The organism is Kitasatospora sp. NPDC059462, assembly GCF_042749955.1.
In the GTDB taxonomy this organism is placed as follows: domain Bacteria; phylum Actinomycetota; class Actinomycetes; order Streptomycetales; family Streptomycetaceae; genus Kitasatospora.
On sequence record NZ_JBHYUU010000006.1, the window covers coordinates 82,069 to 96,161 of the forward strand.

Below are 14,093 nucleotides of genomic sequence, written 5' to 3' on the forward strand. Positions count from 1 at the left end.
GAACCGTTCGTCGAACCGTCAGAGGCCGCGCGGCGTGCGGGGGTTCAGCGCCGCGAGAACCGGCTCCGCTGCTCGGGGATGGCCGGCGCGGGCACCGAGCGGACCGGGCGGTGGACCAGCGCGTGCGAGAACGGCTGGGTGCGCCAGTCGTGCTCGCCCGGCAGCGCCGGCAGCGCGTCCAGCGCGCCGGACCCGGCGTCCTCGGCGCTCTCCACCTCGGCCAGGTCGTCCGTCGGCGTGCCCGAACCGGGGCAGAGCGCGGGCGAGAAGGGGTGCCAGGGCCGCGGCAGGACGGCGTGCTGCGGGAGCCGCTCCTCGTCGCCCACCAGGGCGATCGGGCGCCGGCACGAAGGGCAGTGCACCCGGACGATCTCCCAGGTGTCCGCCTCGCCCGGATCCACCCCCGGCAGGGTCTCGTCGGGGACCGCGAGGTCCTCGCGGTCGGTCATATCGTGGGCGTCGTCCGCGCCCGTCGGGCGCTGGTCGGTAACGCGCATGGTGATCCCCCTCGGATCGGGCCCGGCGTGGTCGCCCGGGGCCACAACCAGCACTTCCCGCCGAAACGGACTCATAACCCTGCGGTTCGGCGCACTGTGATGCACCGGGTGTGTCCTTCGCCACATTCGTCCGGCATGTGCCCGCGCGGCACCCCGGGGCGCGCCTGGTGGCAGCGCGCGCCCCCGCGCCGTGATCCACGCGCCCCCGAGGGGGTAGGTTTGCGCCTTGTGGAGGATCTCGACCAACGCATCGTCCAGCTGCTCCTCCAGGACGGCCGGATGAGCTACACGGACCTGGGCAAGGCCACCGGCCTGTCCACCTCGGCGGTTCACCAGCGGGTGCGCCGGCTGGAACAGCGCGGGGTGATCCGCGGGTACACCGCGATCGTCGACCCGGACGCCGTCGACCTGGCGCTGACCGCCTTCATCTCGGTCAAACCCTTCGACCCCAGCGCCCCGGACGACACGCCGGAGCGGCTGGCCGACCTGCCCGAGATCGAGGCCTGCCACAGCGTCGCCGGCGACGAGAACTACATCCTCAAGGTCCGCGTCGGCGCCCCCGGCGACCTGGAGGACCTGCTGGCCCGCATCCGCAGCGCCGCCGGCGTGTCCACCCGCACCACCGTCGTGCTGTCCACCCCCTACGAGGCGCGCCCCCCGAAGCTCTGACCAGCGCGTGCGGGGGTGCAGACTAGGCCGCATGACCGAACGCACCTTCCGGACCGTCCTGCTGCGCGGCGGCGCCGTCTACAGCCCCGCCGACCCCTTCGCCACCGCCATGCTCGTCGAGGGCGAGCACGTCGCCTGGGTCGGCAGCGACGGCGCCGCCGAGGCGTACGCGCGGACCGCCGACGAGATCGTCGAACTGGACGGCGCCCTGGTCACCCCCGCCTTCGTCGACGCCCACGTCCACGCCACCTCCGCCGGGCTCGCGCTCACCGGCCTCGACCTCACCGGCACCCCCTCGCTGGCCGCCGCCCTCGCCGCCCTCACCGACTTCGTCGCCGCCGAGGAGCAGCCCGGCGGCGTGCTGATCGGCCACGGCTGGGACGAGACCGGCTGGCCGGAGGGCCGCCCGCCCACCCTCGCCGAGCTGGACGCCGCCGCCGGTGGCGCCGCCGTCTACCTCTCCCGCACCGACGTGCACTCCGGCCTCGCCACCAGCGCCCTGCGCGCGCTGACCGACGGCCTCGCCGAGCAGTCCGGCTTCCACCCCGACGGCCCGCTCACCCGCGACGCCCACCACGCCGTGCGGCTGACCGCGCTCGCCCGCCTCACCCCCGGCCAGCGGCACGCCGCCCAGCGCGCCACGCTGGCCCGCGCCGCCGAACTCGGCATCGGCGCGCTGCACGAGTGCGCCGGCCCCGGGATCTCCTCCGAGGAGGACCTCACCGCCCTGCTGGAGCTGGCCGCCGAGGGCACGGGCCCCGAGGTGTTCGGCTACTGGGGCGAGCTGAGCGAGCGCGGCGGCGTCGAGACCGCCCGCCGGCTCGGCGCCGTCGGCGCCGGCGGCGACCTCTTCGTCGACGGCGCGCTCGGCTCGCACACCGCCTGCCTGCGCCACGACTACAGCGACGCCCCGCACACCGGCGCCGCCTACCTGACCGCCGCCCAGGTCGCCGACCACGTCGCCGCGTGCACCGAGGCCGGCCTCCAGGCCGGGTTCCACGCCATCGGCGACGCCGCGGTCGCCGCCGTCGTCGAGGGCGTGCGGGCCGCCGGCGACCGGGTCGGCGCCGACCGGGTCCGGGCGCTGCGCCACCGGGTCGAGCACGCCGAGGCGCTGGACGACGAGACCGTCGCCGCCTTCGCCGCCCTGGGCCTGACCGCCTCCGTGCAGCCCGCCTTCGACGCCGCCTGGGGCGGCGAGGACGGCATGTACGTCCAGCGCCTGGGCGCCGAGCGGGCCGCCGCGCTCAACCCGTTCGCCGCGCTGCTGCGCTCCGGCGTCCCGCTGGCCTTCGGCTCGGACGCCCCGGTCACCCCGCTCGACCCCTGGGGCACCGTGCGGGCCGCCGCCTTCCACCGCACCCCCGCGCACCGGATCTCCGTGCGGGCCGCGTTCACCGCCCACACCCGCGGCGGCTGGCGCGCGATCGGCCGCGACCAGGACGGCGTGCTCGTGCCCGGCGCGGTCGCCAGCTTCGCGATCTGGGCCGCCGGCGACCTGGTCGTCCAGGCCCCCGACGACCGGGTGGCCGGCTGGTCGACCGACCCGCGCTCCGGCACCCCGGGCCTGCCCGACCTCACCCCCGGCGAGCCGCTGCCGGTCTGCCTGCGCACCGTGGTCCGCGGCCGCACCGTGCACCTGGCGGCCGCCGGGTAACGCGCGCCGGTACGGCGGGGGGGCGGCCGGTGACGCGACCGGCCGCCCCCCGCCCCGCACCGGTACGACCCTCAGCTCACGGCCGGGTGTCGTTCCGGGGTACCTTCTTCGGACAGCGTCCGAACAGCCGTCCCCGTTCCCCTGCGGGGCGGCGGCGAGAGAGATGGTGCGACGGTGGCCATGCCCGTCACCCAGGAGCGGTCCGGGACCGCACCCGAGTCCCCCGACGAGGCACCGGGCCCGGGCCGCGGCGCCCGCGCCCTCGCCAGGATCCGGGCCGGCCTTCCCCGCACGGGCCTGGCCGCGCTGGCCGGACTGCTGCTCGCGCTGGCCTTCCCGCCCTTCGACCTCTGGCCGCTGTCGGTCCTCGGCGTCGCCGCGCTCTCCCTGCTCACCCGGGGCCGCACGGCGCGGCAGGCCGCCTGGACCGGCTTCGCCTTCGGCCTGCCGTTCTTCCTGATGCTGCTGAGCTGGCTGCGGGTGGTCGGCTGGGACGCCACCATCGGCCTGTCGGTCGTCGAGGCGCTGTTCCTGGCCGCTCTCGGCTCCGGCCTCGCCGTCACCTCCCGGCTGCCCGCCTGGCCGCTGTGGGGCGCCTGCCTGTGGATCACCCAGGAGTGGGCCCGCGACCGGCTGCCGCTCGGCGGCTTCCCCTGGGGCCGGCTGGCCTTCGCCAACACCGCCACCCCGTACACCCCGCTGGCCGCGCTCGGCGGCGCCCCGCTGGTGACCTTCGCGGTCGCCCTCTCCGGCACCCTGCTGGCCTGGGCCGCCCTGCGGGTGGCCGGCCGGGGCGCCGCGCGGCGCCCGGTGCAGGCCGCGGCCGCCGGCCTCGGCGCCGTCGCCGCACTGCTCGCCGGCTACCTGGTCCCGGTGCCCACCGCGCCCGCCGACACCGTCAAGGTCGCCGTCATCCAGGGCAACGTGCCCAACCCCGGCATGGACTTCCTCGGCCGCCCGATGATGGTGCTCAACAACCACGCCGCCGCCACCGAGAAGCTCGCCGCGGACATCAAGGCCGGCCGGGCCGAGAAGCCGGACATCGTGATCTGGCCGGAGAACTCCTCCGACCTCGACCCGTTCAGCGACCCGCTGGCCTACGCGCGGATCGACGAGGCGGTGCGCGCGATCGGCGTGCCCACCCTGGTCGGCACCCTGGTCGACGGACCCGACGAGCAGCACGTGCAGAACGAGGGCATCGTCTGGGACCCGAAGACCGGCCCCGGCGCCTCGTACACCAAGCAGCACCCCGTGCCGTTCGGCGAGTACGTGCCCTTCCGCGACCAGCTGTCCAAGGTCATCACCCGCCTCCAGCGGGTCGCCCGGGACTTCTACCCCGGGGACCACAACGGCGTCATGCAGCTCGGCCCGGCCCGGATCGGCGACGTCATCTGCTTCGAGGTCGCCTACGACGAGATCGTCCGCGACACCGTCGACCAGGGCGCCCGGGTCCTCGTCGTGCAGACCAACAACGCCACCTACGCCAAGACCGGCCAGCCGGAGCAGCAGCTCGCGATGAGCCGGCTGCGCGCCGTCGAGCACGGCCGCGCGGTGCTGATCGCCGCGACCAGCGGCATCAGCGCGGTGATCGCCCCGGACGGCAGCGTCGTCCAGCGCACCGAGGAGCTGACCGCCGCCGAGCTGTCCGCGACCGTCCCGCTGCGCGACGGCACCACCGTCGCCGACCGGGTCGGCGCCGCCCCCGAGTGGACCCTCGCGGTGGCCGGCCTGCTCGCCTGCGCCGGTGGCGTCCTGCTCACCCGCCGGCGGCGCGCCGCCGCGGCCGCCGCCCCCGGTGGAACACCGGCCGCCGGCTGATCGTTGGACCAGGTGGTGCCGTAGCCGGCCCGGACCTCCCGTGCGGCGCGCAGAGCACCGCTTGGAGTGGATTCGTACCGTGACCCAGCAAGCTACCCCCGCCCGTCCGGCGCCGCGCTCGAAGCTGCGGCGGGTGCTGCCGCTGCTGCTGACCGCCTGGCTGGTGCTGGAGATCTGGCTGCTGGTCCAGGTCGGCTCGTGGCTGGGCGGCCTGACCGTGGTGCTGCTGCTGATCGCCGGAGCGGTGATCGGCGGCTCGCTGATCAAGCGGGCCGGCGCGCGGGCGCTGTCGGCCGCCTTCGAGCAGACCCGTGACCCGAAGTCGAAGCAGCCGCAGACCGGCACCAGCCTGACCGTGCTGGCCGGCCTGCTGCTGATCCTGCCGGGGTTCCTCTCGGACGTCCTGGCGCTGACCCTGCTGTTCCCGCCGACCCGCGCGCTGTGGCGGGCGGGCGGGCGCCGGGTGGCCGACAAGGCGCTGCGCTCCACGTCGGGTGTCGGCGCCGATCCGTTCGCGGACGCGATGCGGCTGCAGGAGCAGCTGCGCATCCACCGCCCCGACGGCAAAGTGATCCAGGGCGAGGTGGTCGAGCCGGGCAGCGGTCCGGGGGCCGGGCCGCAGGGGCCGGACACCACCTACCGGCCGCCGATCAACGGCTGACCGTCCGCCTTCCCGGATCTGCCCGGACGTGCCCGGACGCCCCGCGCGTCCGGGCACATCCGTTTCCCGTACGTCCGCTTCCCGTGCGTTCCCGCACGTCCGCTTCCCGTGCGCGGCTCCCGGCGGATCCGGGCCACGCGAAAGGGACCCTGGTGACCAGGGTCCCTTTTCGCGTGCTCCCGCCCGTCGGCGGGAGCGGGGTCAGGCGCTCTTGCGGGTGTCCCGCGGGTGCACCGCGAGGTTCATCCCACCGGAGCGGAGCACGGCCAGCCGCTCGGCCAGCACCTCCTCCAGCTCCTCGCGCGTCCGGCGCTCCATCAGCATGTCCCAATGGGTGCGCGTCGGCTTCACCTTCTTCTCCTCCGGCTCGTCGCCGTCGAGGAGGGCCGCCTCCTGGCCGCAGAAACGGCATTCCCAAACTGCGGGAATCTCCGCCTCGACCGAGAAGGGAACCTCGAATCGGTGTCCGTTCTGACATGCGTACTCGACGGTCTGGCGGGGAGCCAGATCGATACCACGGTCGGTCTCGTAGCTAGTGGCCCCGAGTCGCGTGCCGCGGAGAGCTCGCTCGCTCATGAATCGTGCCTCCCGGGCTTATGGCCCACAGGACTAGTGGTCGCTGTTCTTCGTCGTTCGGTCAACGCTCGGCTTCCGACGAAGATTCCCGTCCCGGGACATGCGTCGTCTGTCGTGCCGCCCCTGTTTGTACCCACCGGCGCCCGATTTGTCACATCTGGCCGGTGATATCACCCCAGGTGTCACCTATTTCACATCTGGCGATCGGGCCGCCGTTCCCGCACGAGCGTACCGGGAGCGCAGCCGGCGGCATGCGCCGCCCCTCCGCTCCGGGGCCGGGCGGGCCGATCAGGCGAGCGGGCGGAAGCGTAGCGCGGCCGGGCTCTTGGCGAGGTCCACCCCGGGGAGCGGCTCGGGGAGCGGCGCGGGCCGCGGCCCGTCGCCGGGCTCCGCCGGGAGCGGCTCCACCGGCCGGCCGGGCACGGCCGGGGCGGGCGCCTCGGTGCGGGTGTCGCGGTGCGGCAGCAGGGCGATCACCGCGTCCCGCAGCGCGGCCGGGGCGTCCTCGTCCAGCGGGTCGACGGTGGCCGGCACCTGGAGCCGGACCGGGGCGCCGGTGCCGATCCGGGCGTAGCCGCGCCCGGCGGGGGCCTGGGCGGCGGGCACGATGTCCAGCGGAACGCCGAGCGCCGCGTGGCCCTCCTCGGGGCCGGCCGGACCGAGCACCACCCGGGCCCGGGTGGTGGCCCGCACGCTCGGGGAGATCCGGTCCCGGGCCTCGATGTCGTCGGCGACCACCACGGTGACCCGGGCCGCCCGGCCGTGCCGCAGCGGCAGCTCCAGCAGGTCCTGAGGGTCCGGGCGGCCCTCGGCGTGGGCCAGCTCGCTCAGCTCGGTGGGGTGGTCCAGCAGCAGCCACAGCGGCCGGCTGACGTCCTGCGGCGGGGCGGTGCCGGTGTGCCGGGCGGCGTTGAGCACGGTGAGCCGGCGTCCGGTCTCCTCGGCGGCCCACTGCAGCGCGGCCAGCGCGCCGTGCAGGCTGGTCTCCACGGTGTGCACGCCGGGCCGGTTGACCAGGCAGGCGTGCTCGCCGGTCCCGGCGCCGTCGATCACCACCAGGTCGGCGAACGGCAGGGCCTGCAGCGCCACCGAGCGCACCAGGCTGGAGGTGCCGTAGCCGCTGACGCCGAGTGCCAGCAGGTGCGGCTCGGCCGAGCGCGGTCCGGTGCGCCAGACCACCGGGGGCTGCTGGGTGAGCGCCCCGCCCTGGTGCACCGGGATGGTGCGGGCGCTGCCGTCCTCGTCGGTGAAGCCGAGCACGATCTCGCCCGGGGCCGCCACGAACCGCTGGGCGGCGATGTCCGCGGGCAGCGGCGCCAGCGCGGCGATCCGCAGCGTGTTGGACTCTTCGTCCCAGTCGAAGCGGTACTCCCTGGCCCGCCCGGCCTTGCCCTGGACGACCTGCTCGATCCGGGCCCGGGCGCCGGGCTCGGTGTCGGTGAAGTACGCGGGGTAGGCGATCTCCAGCCGGGCGAGCCGGCCCTCGGCGTCGAACTCCCACCCGGAGAAGACGTCCCGGTAGCTGCCCTCGTAGTGGTAGAGCGGGCTGAATCCCTCCGGCCCGGCCAGGTACGGGGTGAGCGCGGCGTACAGCGCGGTGAGCTTGACGTCCGCGAGGTCCGGCTCGGGCGCGGCGGGCGCGGCCTTGGGCGCGCGGCCCGCCCAGGCGGCGCTGGCCATCAGCGCGATCAGCGCGAACAGCAGGCCGTGCGGCAGCAGGTAGATCCCGATCAGCATCGCGGCGGTCAGGAAGAGCGTCGGCCCGCGCCGGTCCTTCGGGGTGGCCTGCCAGCGGTCCTTGGCCCAGGCGGCGTGGTGGCGCAGCCCGCGGCCGATGACGGTGAGCGGCGCGAACATGTCGGAGGCGTGGTCGCCGGCCGTGCGGACGAGGTCGCGGCCCTTGCTGAGGTGGTGGCGGTTGAGTGGCATTCCTGGCTCCCCGGGCGAGTGGGACGGTCGGTGGGAGGGGCGTGCTGCAACGACCGGGCCCGGGGCGGTGGGATCCGCGCCCCGGGCCCGTGCGGGGGTCCTAGAACTTGATGCCGCCGAGGAGGCCGGCGAGGCTGGCGCCGCCCGCGGTGATGCTCGGCGCGATCGAGGAGCCGGCGACGTAGAAGCCGAAGAGGGCGCAGACGAGGGCATGGGAGACCTTGAGTCCGTCCCTGCGGAAGAAGAGGAAGGCGATGGTGCCGAACAGGACGATGCCGGAAATCGAGAGGATCACGATCTGCTCCTCGGGGAGGGTACGGGGACAGTGCCACGGAAAGTGCCACAATCGTGACAAAAGGTAATAGCTGATGGAACGGGGCAAATGGGTGGTTTCCGGGAGTTGCCGCTCCGTGCCGGAAAGTTCGCCCGAACGGTCGCGGGACCCCCGGGCCCGCGCGCCGTGCGCTAGCGTGCGTCCGGCGCGACCACCGACAACGCCGGACGGGCCCCGCGCGGGCGTCGTCCCCGGAGAAAGGCCGAGACATGACCGACACCCCCGACGCCGACGTGATCGCCCTGGCCGGCAAGCTCTTCGACGCCGCCCGGGCCGGCGACACCGCCACCCTCGCCGCGTACGTCGATGCCGGCGCCCCCGCCGACCTCACCAACGACCGGGGCGACACCCTGCTGATGCTCGCCGCCTACCACGGGCACGCCGCCACCGTCGGCGTGCTGCTGGAGCGCGGCGCCGACCCGAACCGGGCCAACGACCGGGGCCAGACCCCGCTGGCCGGCGCCGTCTTCAAGGGCGCCGACGACGTCCTCGACGCGCTGCTCGCCGGTGGCGCCGACCCGTCCGCCGGTACCCCGTCCGCCGTCGACACCGCCCGGATGTTCGGGAAGGAGGCGCTGGTCGCCCGCTTCGAGGGCCGGTCCTAGGAGCGCCGGGGCCGGGCCGTAGGCTTGCGGCATGGAGAGCACCACCACCGGCGGACCCTTCGTGCACGACACCGAGGACGGCGGCATCGAGATCCGGATCACCGGCTTCGGCCACCCCGACGCCCGGCTCCTCACGGCCGAGGTCCAGCAGGAGTACGTACGCCGCTACGGCGAGGCCGATCTCACCGAGCTGCATCCCGAGCACTTCGAGGCGCCGGCCGGGCTCTTCCTGGTCGCCTACCTGGACGGCGAACCGGTCGCCTGCGGCGGCTGGCGGGCCAAGGAGGCGGCGCCGTTCGGCATCCGTGCCACCGACGCCGAGCTGAAGCGGATGTTCGTCCGGCCCCGGGCCCGCGGCCGCGGGCTGGCCCGGGTGGTGCTGCGCCGGCTGGAGCGGACCGCCGCCGAGGCCGGGCGCACCCGGTTCATCCTGGAGACCGGCACCGAGCAGCCCGAGGCCGTCGCCCTGTACGCCTCCGAGGGCTACGAGCCGATAGAGAAGTTCGGCCTCTACCGCGAGTCCGAGCAGAGCATCTGCCTCGGCAAGGAGTTCGGCGGCGCGTCCGGCGTCTGACCGTGGCCGCCGCCGGGTAGCCTCCCGACGGGTCCGACGGGCCCGCTCGGGAGGGACCGCGGGACGGGGGCGGAACGGATGACCGGATCGGTGCCGGCTGCCCCGCTCGCCGAACTCGCGGCGCCCGGAGGACCGCTGGACCGGCTGGTGGGCGCCGGGCTGCGCGCCGCCGGGACCGGCGGTGTCTGGTCGGCGGGCGACGCGGGCGGCGTCCGGGGGCGCGGCCGCGCCGGCGTGCTCGGCCGAGGGCCCCACGGCGCGCGGCCGATGGACCACGACACGGTGTTCGACCTGGCCAGCCTCACCAAGATCGTCGCACTCTGGCCCTGCGCCGGAGCCCTCCGGCAGGCCGGGCGCCTGCCGCTCGACCGGCCCCTCGGCGACTACTGGCCACCGGCCGCGGGCCGCCCCGTCGGCGCGGTGACAGCCCGTCAGCTGCTCACCCACACCGCCGGACTGCCGCTGCGCACCCGGTTCGCCGAGCTGTACGGCACCGACCCGGCCGCGATCCGCGCCGGGGTGCTCGCCGCCCCGCTGCACCGGCCGCCCGGCGTCGCCGTCGAGTACACCGACCGGGCCGCGGTGCTGCTCGGCCACCTGGTGGAGTCCCTGGCCGGTGCGCCGCTGGACGAACTCGCCGCCCGGCAGACCTGGCGGCCGCTCGGCATGGCCGACACCCGCTACGGCCCGCTCGGCCCGGATCCCGCCGGCCGCACCGCCCCCACCGAGTACGAGCGGAGTGCCGGCCGGGTGCTGTGCGGCGTCGTGCACGACCCCTCGGCGCGGCTGCTCGGCGGCGTCTCCGGCAACGCCGGAGCCTTCTCCACCGCCCGTGACCTGGAGCGCTTCCTCGCCGCGCTGCTCCCCGGGGCCGTCGGGGACGGCGCGGGCGAGAGGGGTGGCGGGGGCGAGGGGGGCGGCGCGGCCGCCGGGTCCGCGCTGCCGTGGGCCGGACCGTGGATCGCCGAGTCGCTACGGGTGCAGACCGGCGGACTGGCGCCCGCCCGGGGCCTGTCCTGGCTCTGCGCCGCCGGCACCGATCCGGCCGAGGGCACCTTCGTCCACTACGGCTTCACCGGCACCGCGCTCTGGGTCTCCCGCCGCCGCGGCCGCTGGGCGCTGCTGCTCACCAACAAGGTCCACTACGACCGGGACTTCCGGCCGCTCACCGAGCTGCGCAACGCCTTCCGCCGGGCGGTCTTCGGGTAGGACCGCCCCCGGCGCGGCTGCGGGGCGCGGGGGCCTCGTCCGGGTCGCGCAGGAAGCCCGGCTCGCCGAGGTCGGCGAGGAGGTCCTCGATGCCGACCGTCCCGCCGTAGCGCTCGGCGTACGACCGGGCCGCCTCGGCGGGCCCGGCGCCGTCGACCAGCCGCCGCAGCAGGGCCGGGACGACGGTGCCCCCGGACCGGGCCCCGGTGGCCGCGGTGGCGGCCGACCGGATCCGGCGGGGACACGTCATCTCCAGCAGGGGAGGAGGCCTGTACCCGATGCCTCGCGAACCCGTCGGGTCCAGGGCGAGAACGGTCGCGTACGGCGCCGCGAACACCCGGTGGGTGGCGGGGCGTCAGATCAGCGTGGACCAGTACGACCAGAACCGGTTGAGGATCAGCAGCGCGATCACCGCCGCCCACAGCACCGGCAGCGCCCAGTGGTAGCGCGCCGCCTCCCGGACCACCGGCCGCAGCCGGGGCCCGACCGGGATCACCCCGGAGCGCAGGTTGTGCAGCGTCGTGTACCAGAACAGCGGCACCACCGTCGCCCAGACCACCATGCAGTACGGGCAGAGCGCGCCGATGTCGTACAGCGCCTGGTCGATCAGCCAGTGGACGAACCCCACCCCGAACAGCGTGCCCGCCTGCAGGCCGAGCCAGAACCACCGGCGGTACGCGGCCCCCGCCAGCAGCCCCGCGCCGACCGCCGCCAGCGCGCCGAACGCGGCCAGCCCCAGCAGCGGGTTGGGGAAGCCGAACACCTCGGCCTGGTCGGTGCGCATCACCGAACCGCAGCTGATCACCGGGTTGAGGTTGCAGCTCGGGATGTAGGAGGGGTCCTCCAGGATGCGGAGCTTGTCGAAGGTCAGCACCGCCGAGGCGGCCAGCCCGATCAGGGCGGCGAGCAGGACGAACAGCGAGAACGTGCGGCCCGCGCCGATCGGCGCCGAGGCGGGAGCGGGGGCGGGGAGGCGGGAGGAGGAGCCGGGCAGAGCGGTCGATGCGGTCATGGCAGAGCACTCCGTGGGTGAGGAAGGGGCCGGCCCGGCCGGGAATCGGCCGGGCCGGTGGTGCTCACTGCAAGCCCGCGGCCTGCTTCACCTGGGCGGTGAACTGCTCCGGCGTCACCGGGCGGTTGCCGCTGAACAGCGTCAGCGGCTTGCCGTCCACCTTCACCGTCGGGGTCCCGGTCACCCCGCTGTCGTTGAACGCGTCCGCGACCTTCTTCGCCCACGGCGCGTACGTCCGCTCGTTGACCGCCTTGACGAACGCGTCCGTCTTCAGGCCCGGCACCTTGTCGGCCAGCTCCAGCAGGTGGTTGACGTCACCGAAGGCGTCCTCGCGCTCGTCCGGCTGGTTGGCGTACAGCACGTCGTGGTACGCCTTGAACTTGTCCACGCCCTCGTTCACCGCGGCGCCGATCGCGGCCAGCGCGGTGCGCGAGCCCTTCCCGGTCAGGTTCTTGTCCAGGAACGCGGCCAGGTGGTACTCGACCTTGACGGTGCCCTCGTCCGCGAGCTTCTTGACGGTCTCGCCGTTGGAGGCCTCGAAGGTCTTGCAGACCGGGCAGCGGAAGTCCTCGAACACCTGGAGGGTGTGCGCGGCGTCCGGCTTGCCGTAGGCGATCACGGTGCCGTCGGCGCCGGAGGTGTTCGCCGGGACGACCAGCTGCGTCGGCTCGGCCGCCGCGGCCGAGGACTTGTCGTCGCCGGCCGCGCTGATGGCCAGTGCGGTGCCGCCGACCAGGGCGAGGGCGACGGCGGCCGAGACCGCGACGACGATCCGCTGACGGCGCTTGGCGGCCAGCTTCTCCTGGCGCTGCGCCTCCTGGATGCGCTCACGGGCGCTGATCTTCTGGGCCTGCTTGCGGGAGGGCTTCTGGTTGGGGTGAGCCATGCTCGGTCAACTCCGTGGTGGGGGCGCGCCGCAGGGCGCGCGGGGGTGTCCCGCTCCGGCGCGCGGCACGGCGTGCTCGGCACGGAGGGCTCGGCACGGTGCGCGTCGGCAGGGGAGGGGACGGGGCGAGGGGTCGGAGTCGTGCGCCGCCCGCCACGGGACCTTCGCAGGACCGTCCTTCGTCGAGGAGCGGCCTTCGGGGGCTCGTCAGCAGGCAGGCGCGAGCAGCGGCGGGCCGCGGCGCGGTGCCGGGCTCAGCACCACGTCCTCGCGGCGCGGGCGGCGGCGGTCCGAGACCGGCAGCGGCACCCGCAGCACCGGCCGGGCCGGCGCCGGGACCAGCAGCACGACCAGCGCCCGCAGCGGCGCCGCGACGGCCTGGCGCAGCGCGCGCAGCGCCCGCCCGAGGCCTGACAGGGCGGCGTCGCCGAGCCGCAGCCAGGCGGCCGCGGCGAGCGCGATCACCAGGTGGACCAGCAGGAGCAGCACCTGGGTGGCGGCGGGCGCCAGCCGGCCGGAGTGGCCCAACTGGCCGTAGAACAGCGACGATCCGTCCACCGAGCCGCCGCCGCAGACCAGCAGGTTCATGCCGCGGGCCGGGAGGTCGCCGCCGAGCATCGGGCCACAGGTGGTCTGGCCCAGGTTGAAGGTCGTGTTGAGCAGCAGCTCGACCGGGACCATCACGGCCGCGATCTGCGGCAGCCGCCGCTCCCCGCCGGCCAGCGCGGCCGAGACCAGGAAGACCACCGCGGCGGCCAGGGCCACCAGGGTGAGCGGCAGCGGACGGCCGGTGATGAGGACCTGGCCCAGCGCGGACAGCGGCACGGCGAGCGCGGTGAACACCGCGGCCCGCAGGGCCCTCGTCGCGTGGGTGGAGGTCGTCGTCACGTTCGGGAGTATGTCACGGGCCTTACACCGGGCACGAGGGCGCGTCCCCGGTTGCGGCCGGATCCGGGCACTGGTTGTCCCGCATCGGTTGTTCGTTCGGGGAGCGGGGGCGGGGAGTTCACCGGAGCGATGGGTTTGACGGGGCGCGGGGCTGGTGAGGGACCGTCAGGCGCTGACGGCGGGGATGGGGCGGTCCGACAATCGGGCGATGGACTACGCCCCCGGCCCGGTGCCGTGGCCGGTGCCCTGGCCCTGGCCGTGGCCGTGGCCGTGGCACTGCCCGTCGCCGTCGGCCTCGCCGAGCCCGTTCCCGGCGGCCACGCCGACCGCCTCTCCGGCCGCAACGCCGGCTGCGACGCCGACTGCAACGCCGACCGTCGCGGAGGTGCCGTCACCGACCGCCGTTCCGTCCCCGGTGGTGGCGTCGGCCTCCCCGTCCGCCACCGTGGTCGCCTCGCCGGCCTCCCCGCCGGTGGTCTCACCGGCGGCCTCGCCGTACGTGGCGAGGCCGGCCCCGCCCCGGGCGCCGATCACCGTGCAGGCGGTGCCGCCGGTCAGCCCGCCCGTCCGGTCGCCCGTTCAGCCGTCCGCGGCGCCCGCCCCGGTGCAGGCCTCGCCGAGCTGGACGGCGCAGCCGCCGCCCCCGTCCCCCCCGCCCCCCCCCCCGCACCCCCCCCCCCAACCCACCCCCGGCGCAGCCCCCACGGCGCCCGCCGGCTGTGCGCGGTGATACATCGAAACCGCCTACCCGGTGGAATTTTAACAAATGAACCAGCCG

The 14,093-nt window shown here is 75.5% G+C and carries 16 protein-coding genes; 7 read left to right on the top strand and 9 right to left on the bottom strand.

From position 1 onward, the window contains the following. Window positions 1-44: 44 nt before the first annotated feature. The gene (locus ACFXAM_RS03265; protein WP_380287282.1) at window positions 45-497 is read right to left on the bottom strand and encodes a hypothetical protein; all 453 of its coding nucleotides are present in this window, start codon (window positions 495-497) and stop codon (window positions 45-47) included. Between the two features lie 228 nt (window positions 498-725). Here ACFXAM_RS03265 and ACFXAM_RS03270 point away from each other — a divergent pair, with 228 nt between their 5' ends. The 4 genes from ACFXAM_RS03270 to fxsA all read left to right on the top strand — a co-directional run bounded on the left by ACFXAM_RS03270 (window position 726) and on the right by fxsA (window position 5,302). Next, window positions 726-1,166: an Lrp/AsnC family transcriptional regulator gene (locus ACFXAM_RS03270; protein ID WP_350541033.1), complete on the top strand. Its 441-nt coding sequence runs from the start codon at window positions 726-728 to the stop codon at window positions 1,164-1,166. 31 nt (window positions 1,167-1,197) lie between these two features. Next, a complete protein-coding gene (locus ACFXAM_RS03275; RefSeq protein ID WP_380287283.1) occupies window positions 1,198-2,823 on the top strand; it encodes an amidohydrolase in 1,626 nt (541 codons plus the stop codon). Window positions 2,824-3,003: 180 nt separating this feature from the next. Next, complete coding sequence (gene lnt, locus ACFXAM_RS03280; RefSeq protein WP_380287284.1) at window positions 3,004-4,641, top strand: apolipoprotein N-acyltransferase; 1,638 nt, start codon at window positions 3,004-3,006, stop codon at window positions 4,639-4,641. Between the two features lie 79 nt (window positions 4,642-4,720). Continuing rightward, window positions 4,721-5,302: an FxsA family membrane protein gene (gene fxsA, locus ACFXAM_RS03285; RefSeq protein WP_380287285.1), complete on the top strand. Its 582-nt coding sequence runs from the start codon at window positions 4,721-4,723 to the stop codon at window positions 5,300-5,302. A 201-nt stretch (window positions 5,303-5,503) separates the two neighbouring features. Here fxsA and ACFXAM_RS03290 read toward each other — a convergent pair whose 3' ends face one another. The 3 genes from ACFXAM_RS03290 to ACFXAM_RS03300 form a co-directional block, all read right to left on the bottom strand. Beyond that, window positions 5,504-5,878, bottom strand: a complete 375-nt coding sequence (locus ACFXAM_RS03290) for an RNA polymerase-binding protein RbpA (RefSeq protein ID WP_380287286.1) — start codon at window positions 5,876-5,878, stop codon at window positions 5,504-5,506. A gap of 288 nt (window positions 5,879-6,166) precedes the next feature. Next, window positions 6,167-7,807 carry a hypothetical protein gene (locus ACFXAM_RS03295; RefSeq protein WP_380287287.1) on the bottom strand — a complete coding sequence of 547 codons (1,641 nt, stop codon included), beginning with the start codon at window positions 7,805-7,807 and terminating at the stop codon, window positions 6,167-6,169. A 100-nt stretch (window positions 7,808-7,907) separates the two neighbouring features. Then, window positions 7,908-8,102: a hypothetical protein gene (locus ACFXAM_RS03300; RefSeq protein WP_355365556.1), complete on the bottom strand. Its 195-nt coding sequence runs from the start codon at window positions 8,100-8,102 to the stop codon at window positions 7,908-7,910. Window positions 8,103-8,350: 248 nt separating this feature from the next. Here ACFXAM_RS03300 and ACFXAM_RS03305 point away from each other — a divergent pair, with 248 nt between their 5' ends. The 3 genes from ACFXAM_RS03305 to ACFXAM_RS03315 all read left to right on the top strand — a co-directional run bounded on the left by ACFXAM_RS03305 (window position 8,351) and on the right by ACFXAM_RS03315 (window position 10,529). Continuing rightward, window positions 8,351-8,746: an ankyrin repeat domain-containing protein gene (locus ACFXAM_RS03305; RefSeq protein WP_380287288.1), complete on the top strand. Its 396-nt coding sequence runs from the start codon at window positions 8,351-8,353 to the stop codon at window positions 8,744-8,746. A gap of 31 nt (window positions 8,747-8,777) precedes the next feature. After that, window positions 8,778-9,320 carry a GNAT family N-acetyltransferase gene (locus ACFXAM_RS03310; protein ID WP_380287289.1) on the top strand — a complete coding sequence of 181 codons (543 nt, stop codon included), beginning with the start codon at window positions 8,778-8,780 and terminating at the stop codon, window positions 9,318-9,320. A 90-nt stretch (window positions 9,321-9,410) separates the two neighbouring features. Continuing rightward, window positions 9,411-10,529, top strand: coding sequence for a serine hydrolase domain-containing protein (locus ACFXAM_RS03315; protein ID WP_380287290.1), 1,119 nt, complete (start codon window positions 9,411-9,413; stop codon window positions 10,527-10,529). On the opposite strand, the gene ACFXAM_RS03320 is transcribed toward ACFXAM_RS03315, so the two are convergent. The 5 genes from ACFXAM_RS03320 to ACFXAM_RS03340 form a co-directional block, all read right to left on the bottom strand. After that, entirely contained in the window at window positions 10,486-10,779 is a 294-nt protein-coding gene (locus tag ACFXAM_RS03320; protein ID WP_380287291.1) for a hypothetical protein, read from the bottom strand. The two genes, ACFXAM_RS03315 and ACFXAM_RS03320, sit on opposite strands and share 44 nt — an antisense overlap. Before the next feature lie 105 nt (window positions 10,780-10,884). Beyond that, window positions 10,885-11,541, bottom strand: a complete 657-nt coding sequence (locus ACFXAM_RS03325) for a vitamin K epoxide reductase family protein (RefSeq protein WP_380287292.1) — start codon at window positions 11,539-11,541, stop codon at window positions 10,885-10,887. A 64-nt stretch (window positions 11,542-11,605) separates the two neighbouring features. Next, entirely contained in the window at window positions 11,606-12,427 is an 822-nt protein-coding gene (locus tag ACFXAM_RS03330) for a DsbA family protein (protein ID WP_380287293.1), read from the bottom strand. Between the two features lie 207 nt (window positions 12,428-12,634). Beyond that, on the bottom strand, window positions 12,635-13,315 hold the full coding sequence (locus tag ACFXAM_RS03335) for a hypothetical protein (protein WP_380287294.1): 681 nt from the start codon (window positions 13,313-13,315) through the stop codon (window positions 12,635-12,637). Between the two features lie 213 nt (window positions 13,316-13,528). Then, window positions 13,529-13,849 (bottom strand): hypothetical protein, encoded by a 321-nt coding sequence (locus ACFXAM_RS03340; RefSeq protein WP_380287295.1) that lies wholly within the window; start codon window positions 13,847-13,849, stop codon window positions 13,529-13,531. Window positions 13,850-14,093: the final 244 nt, after the last annotated feature.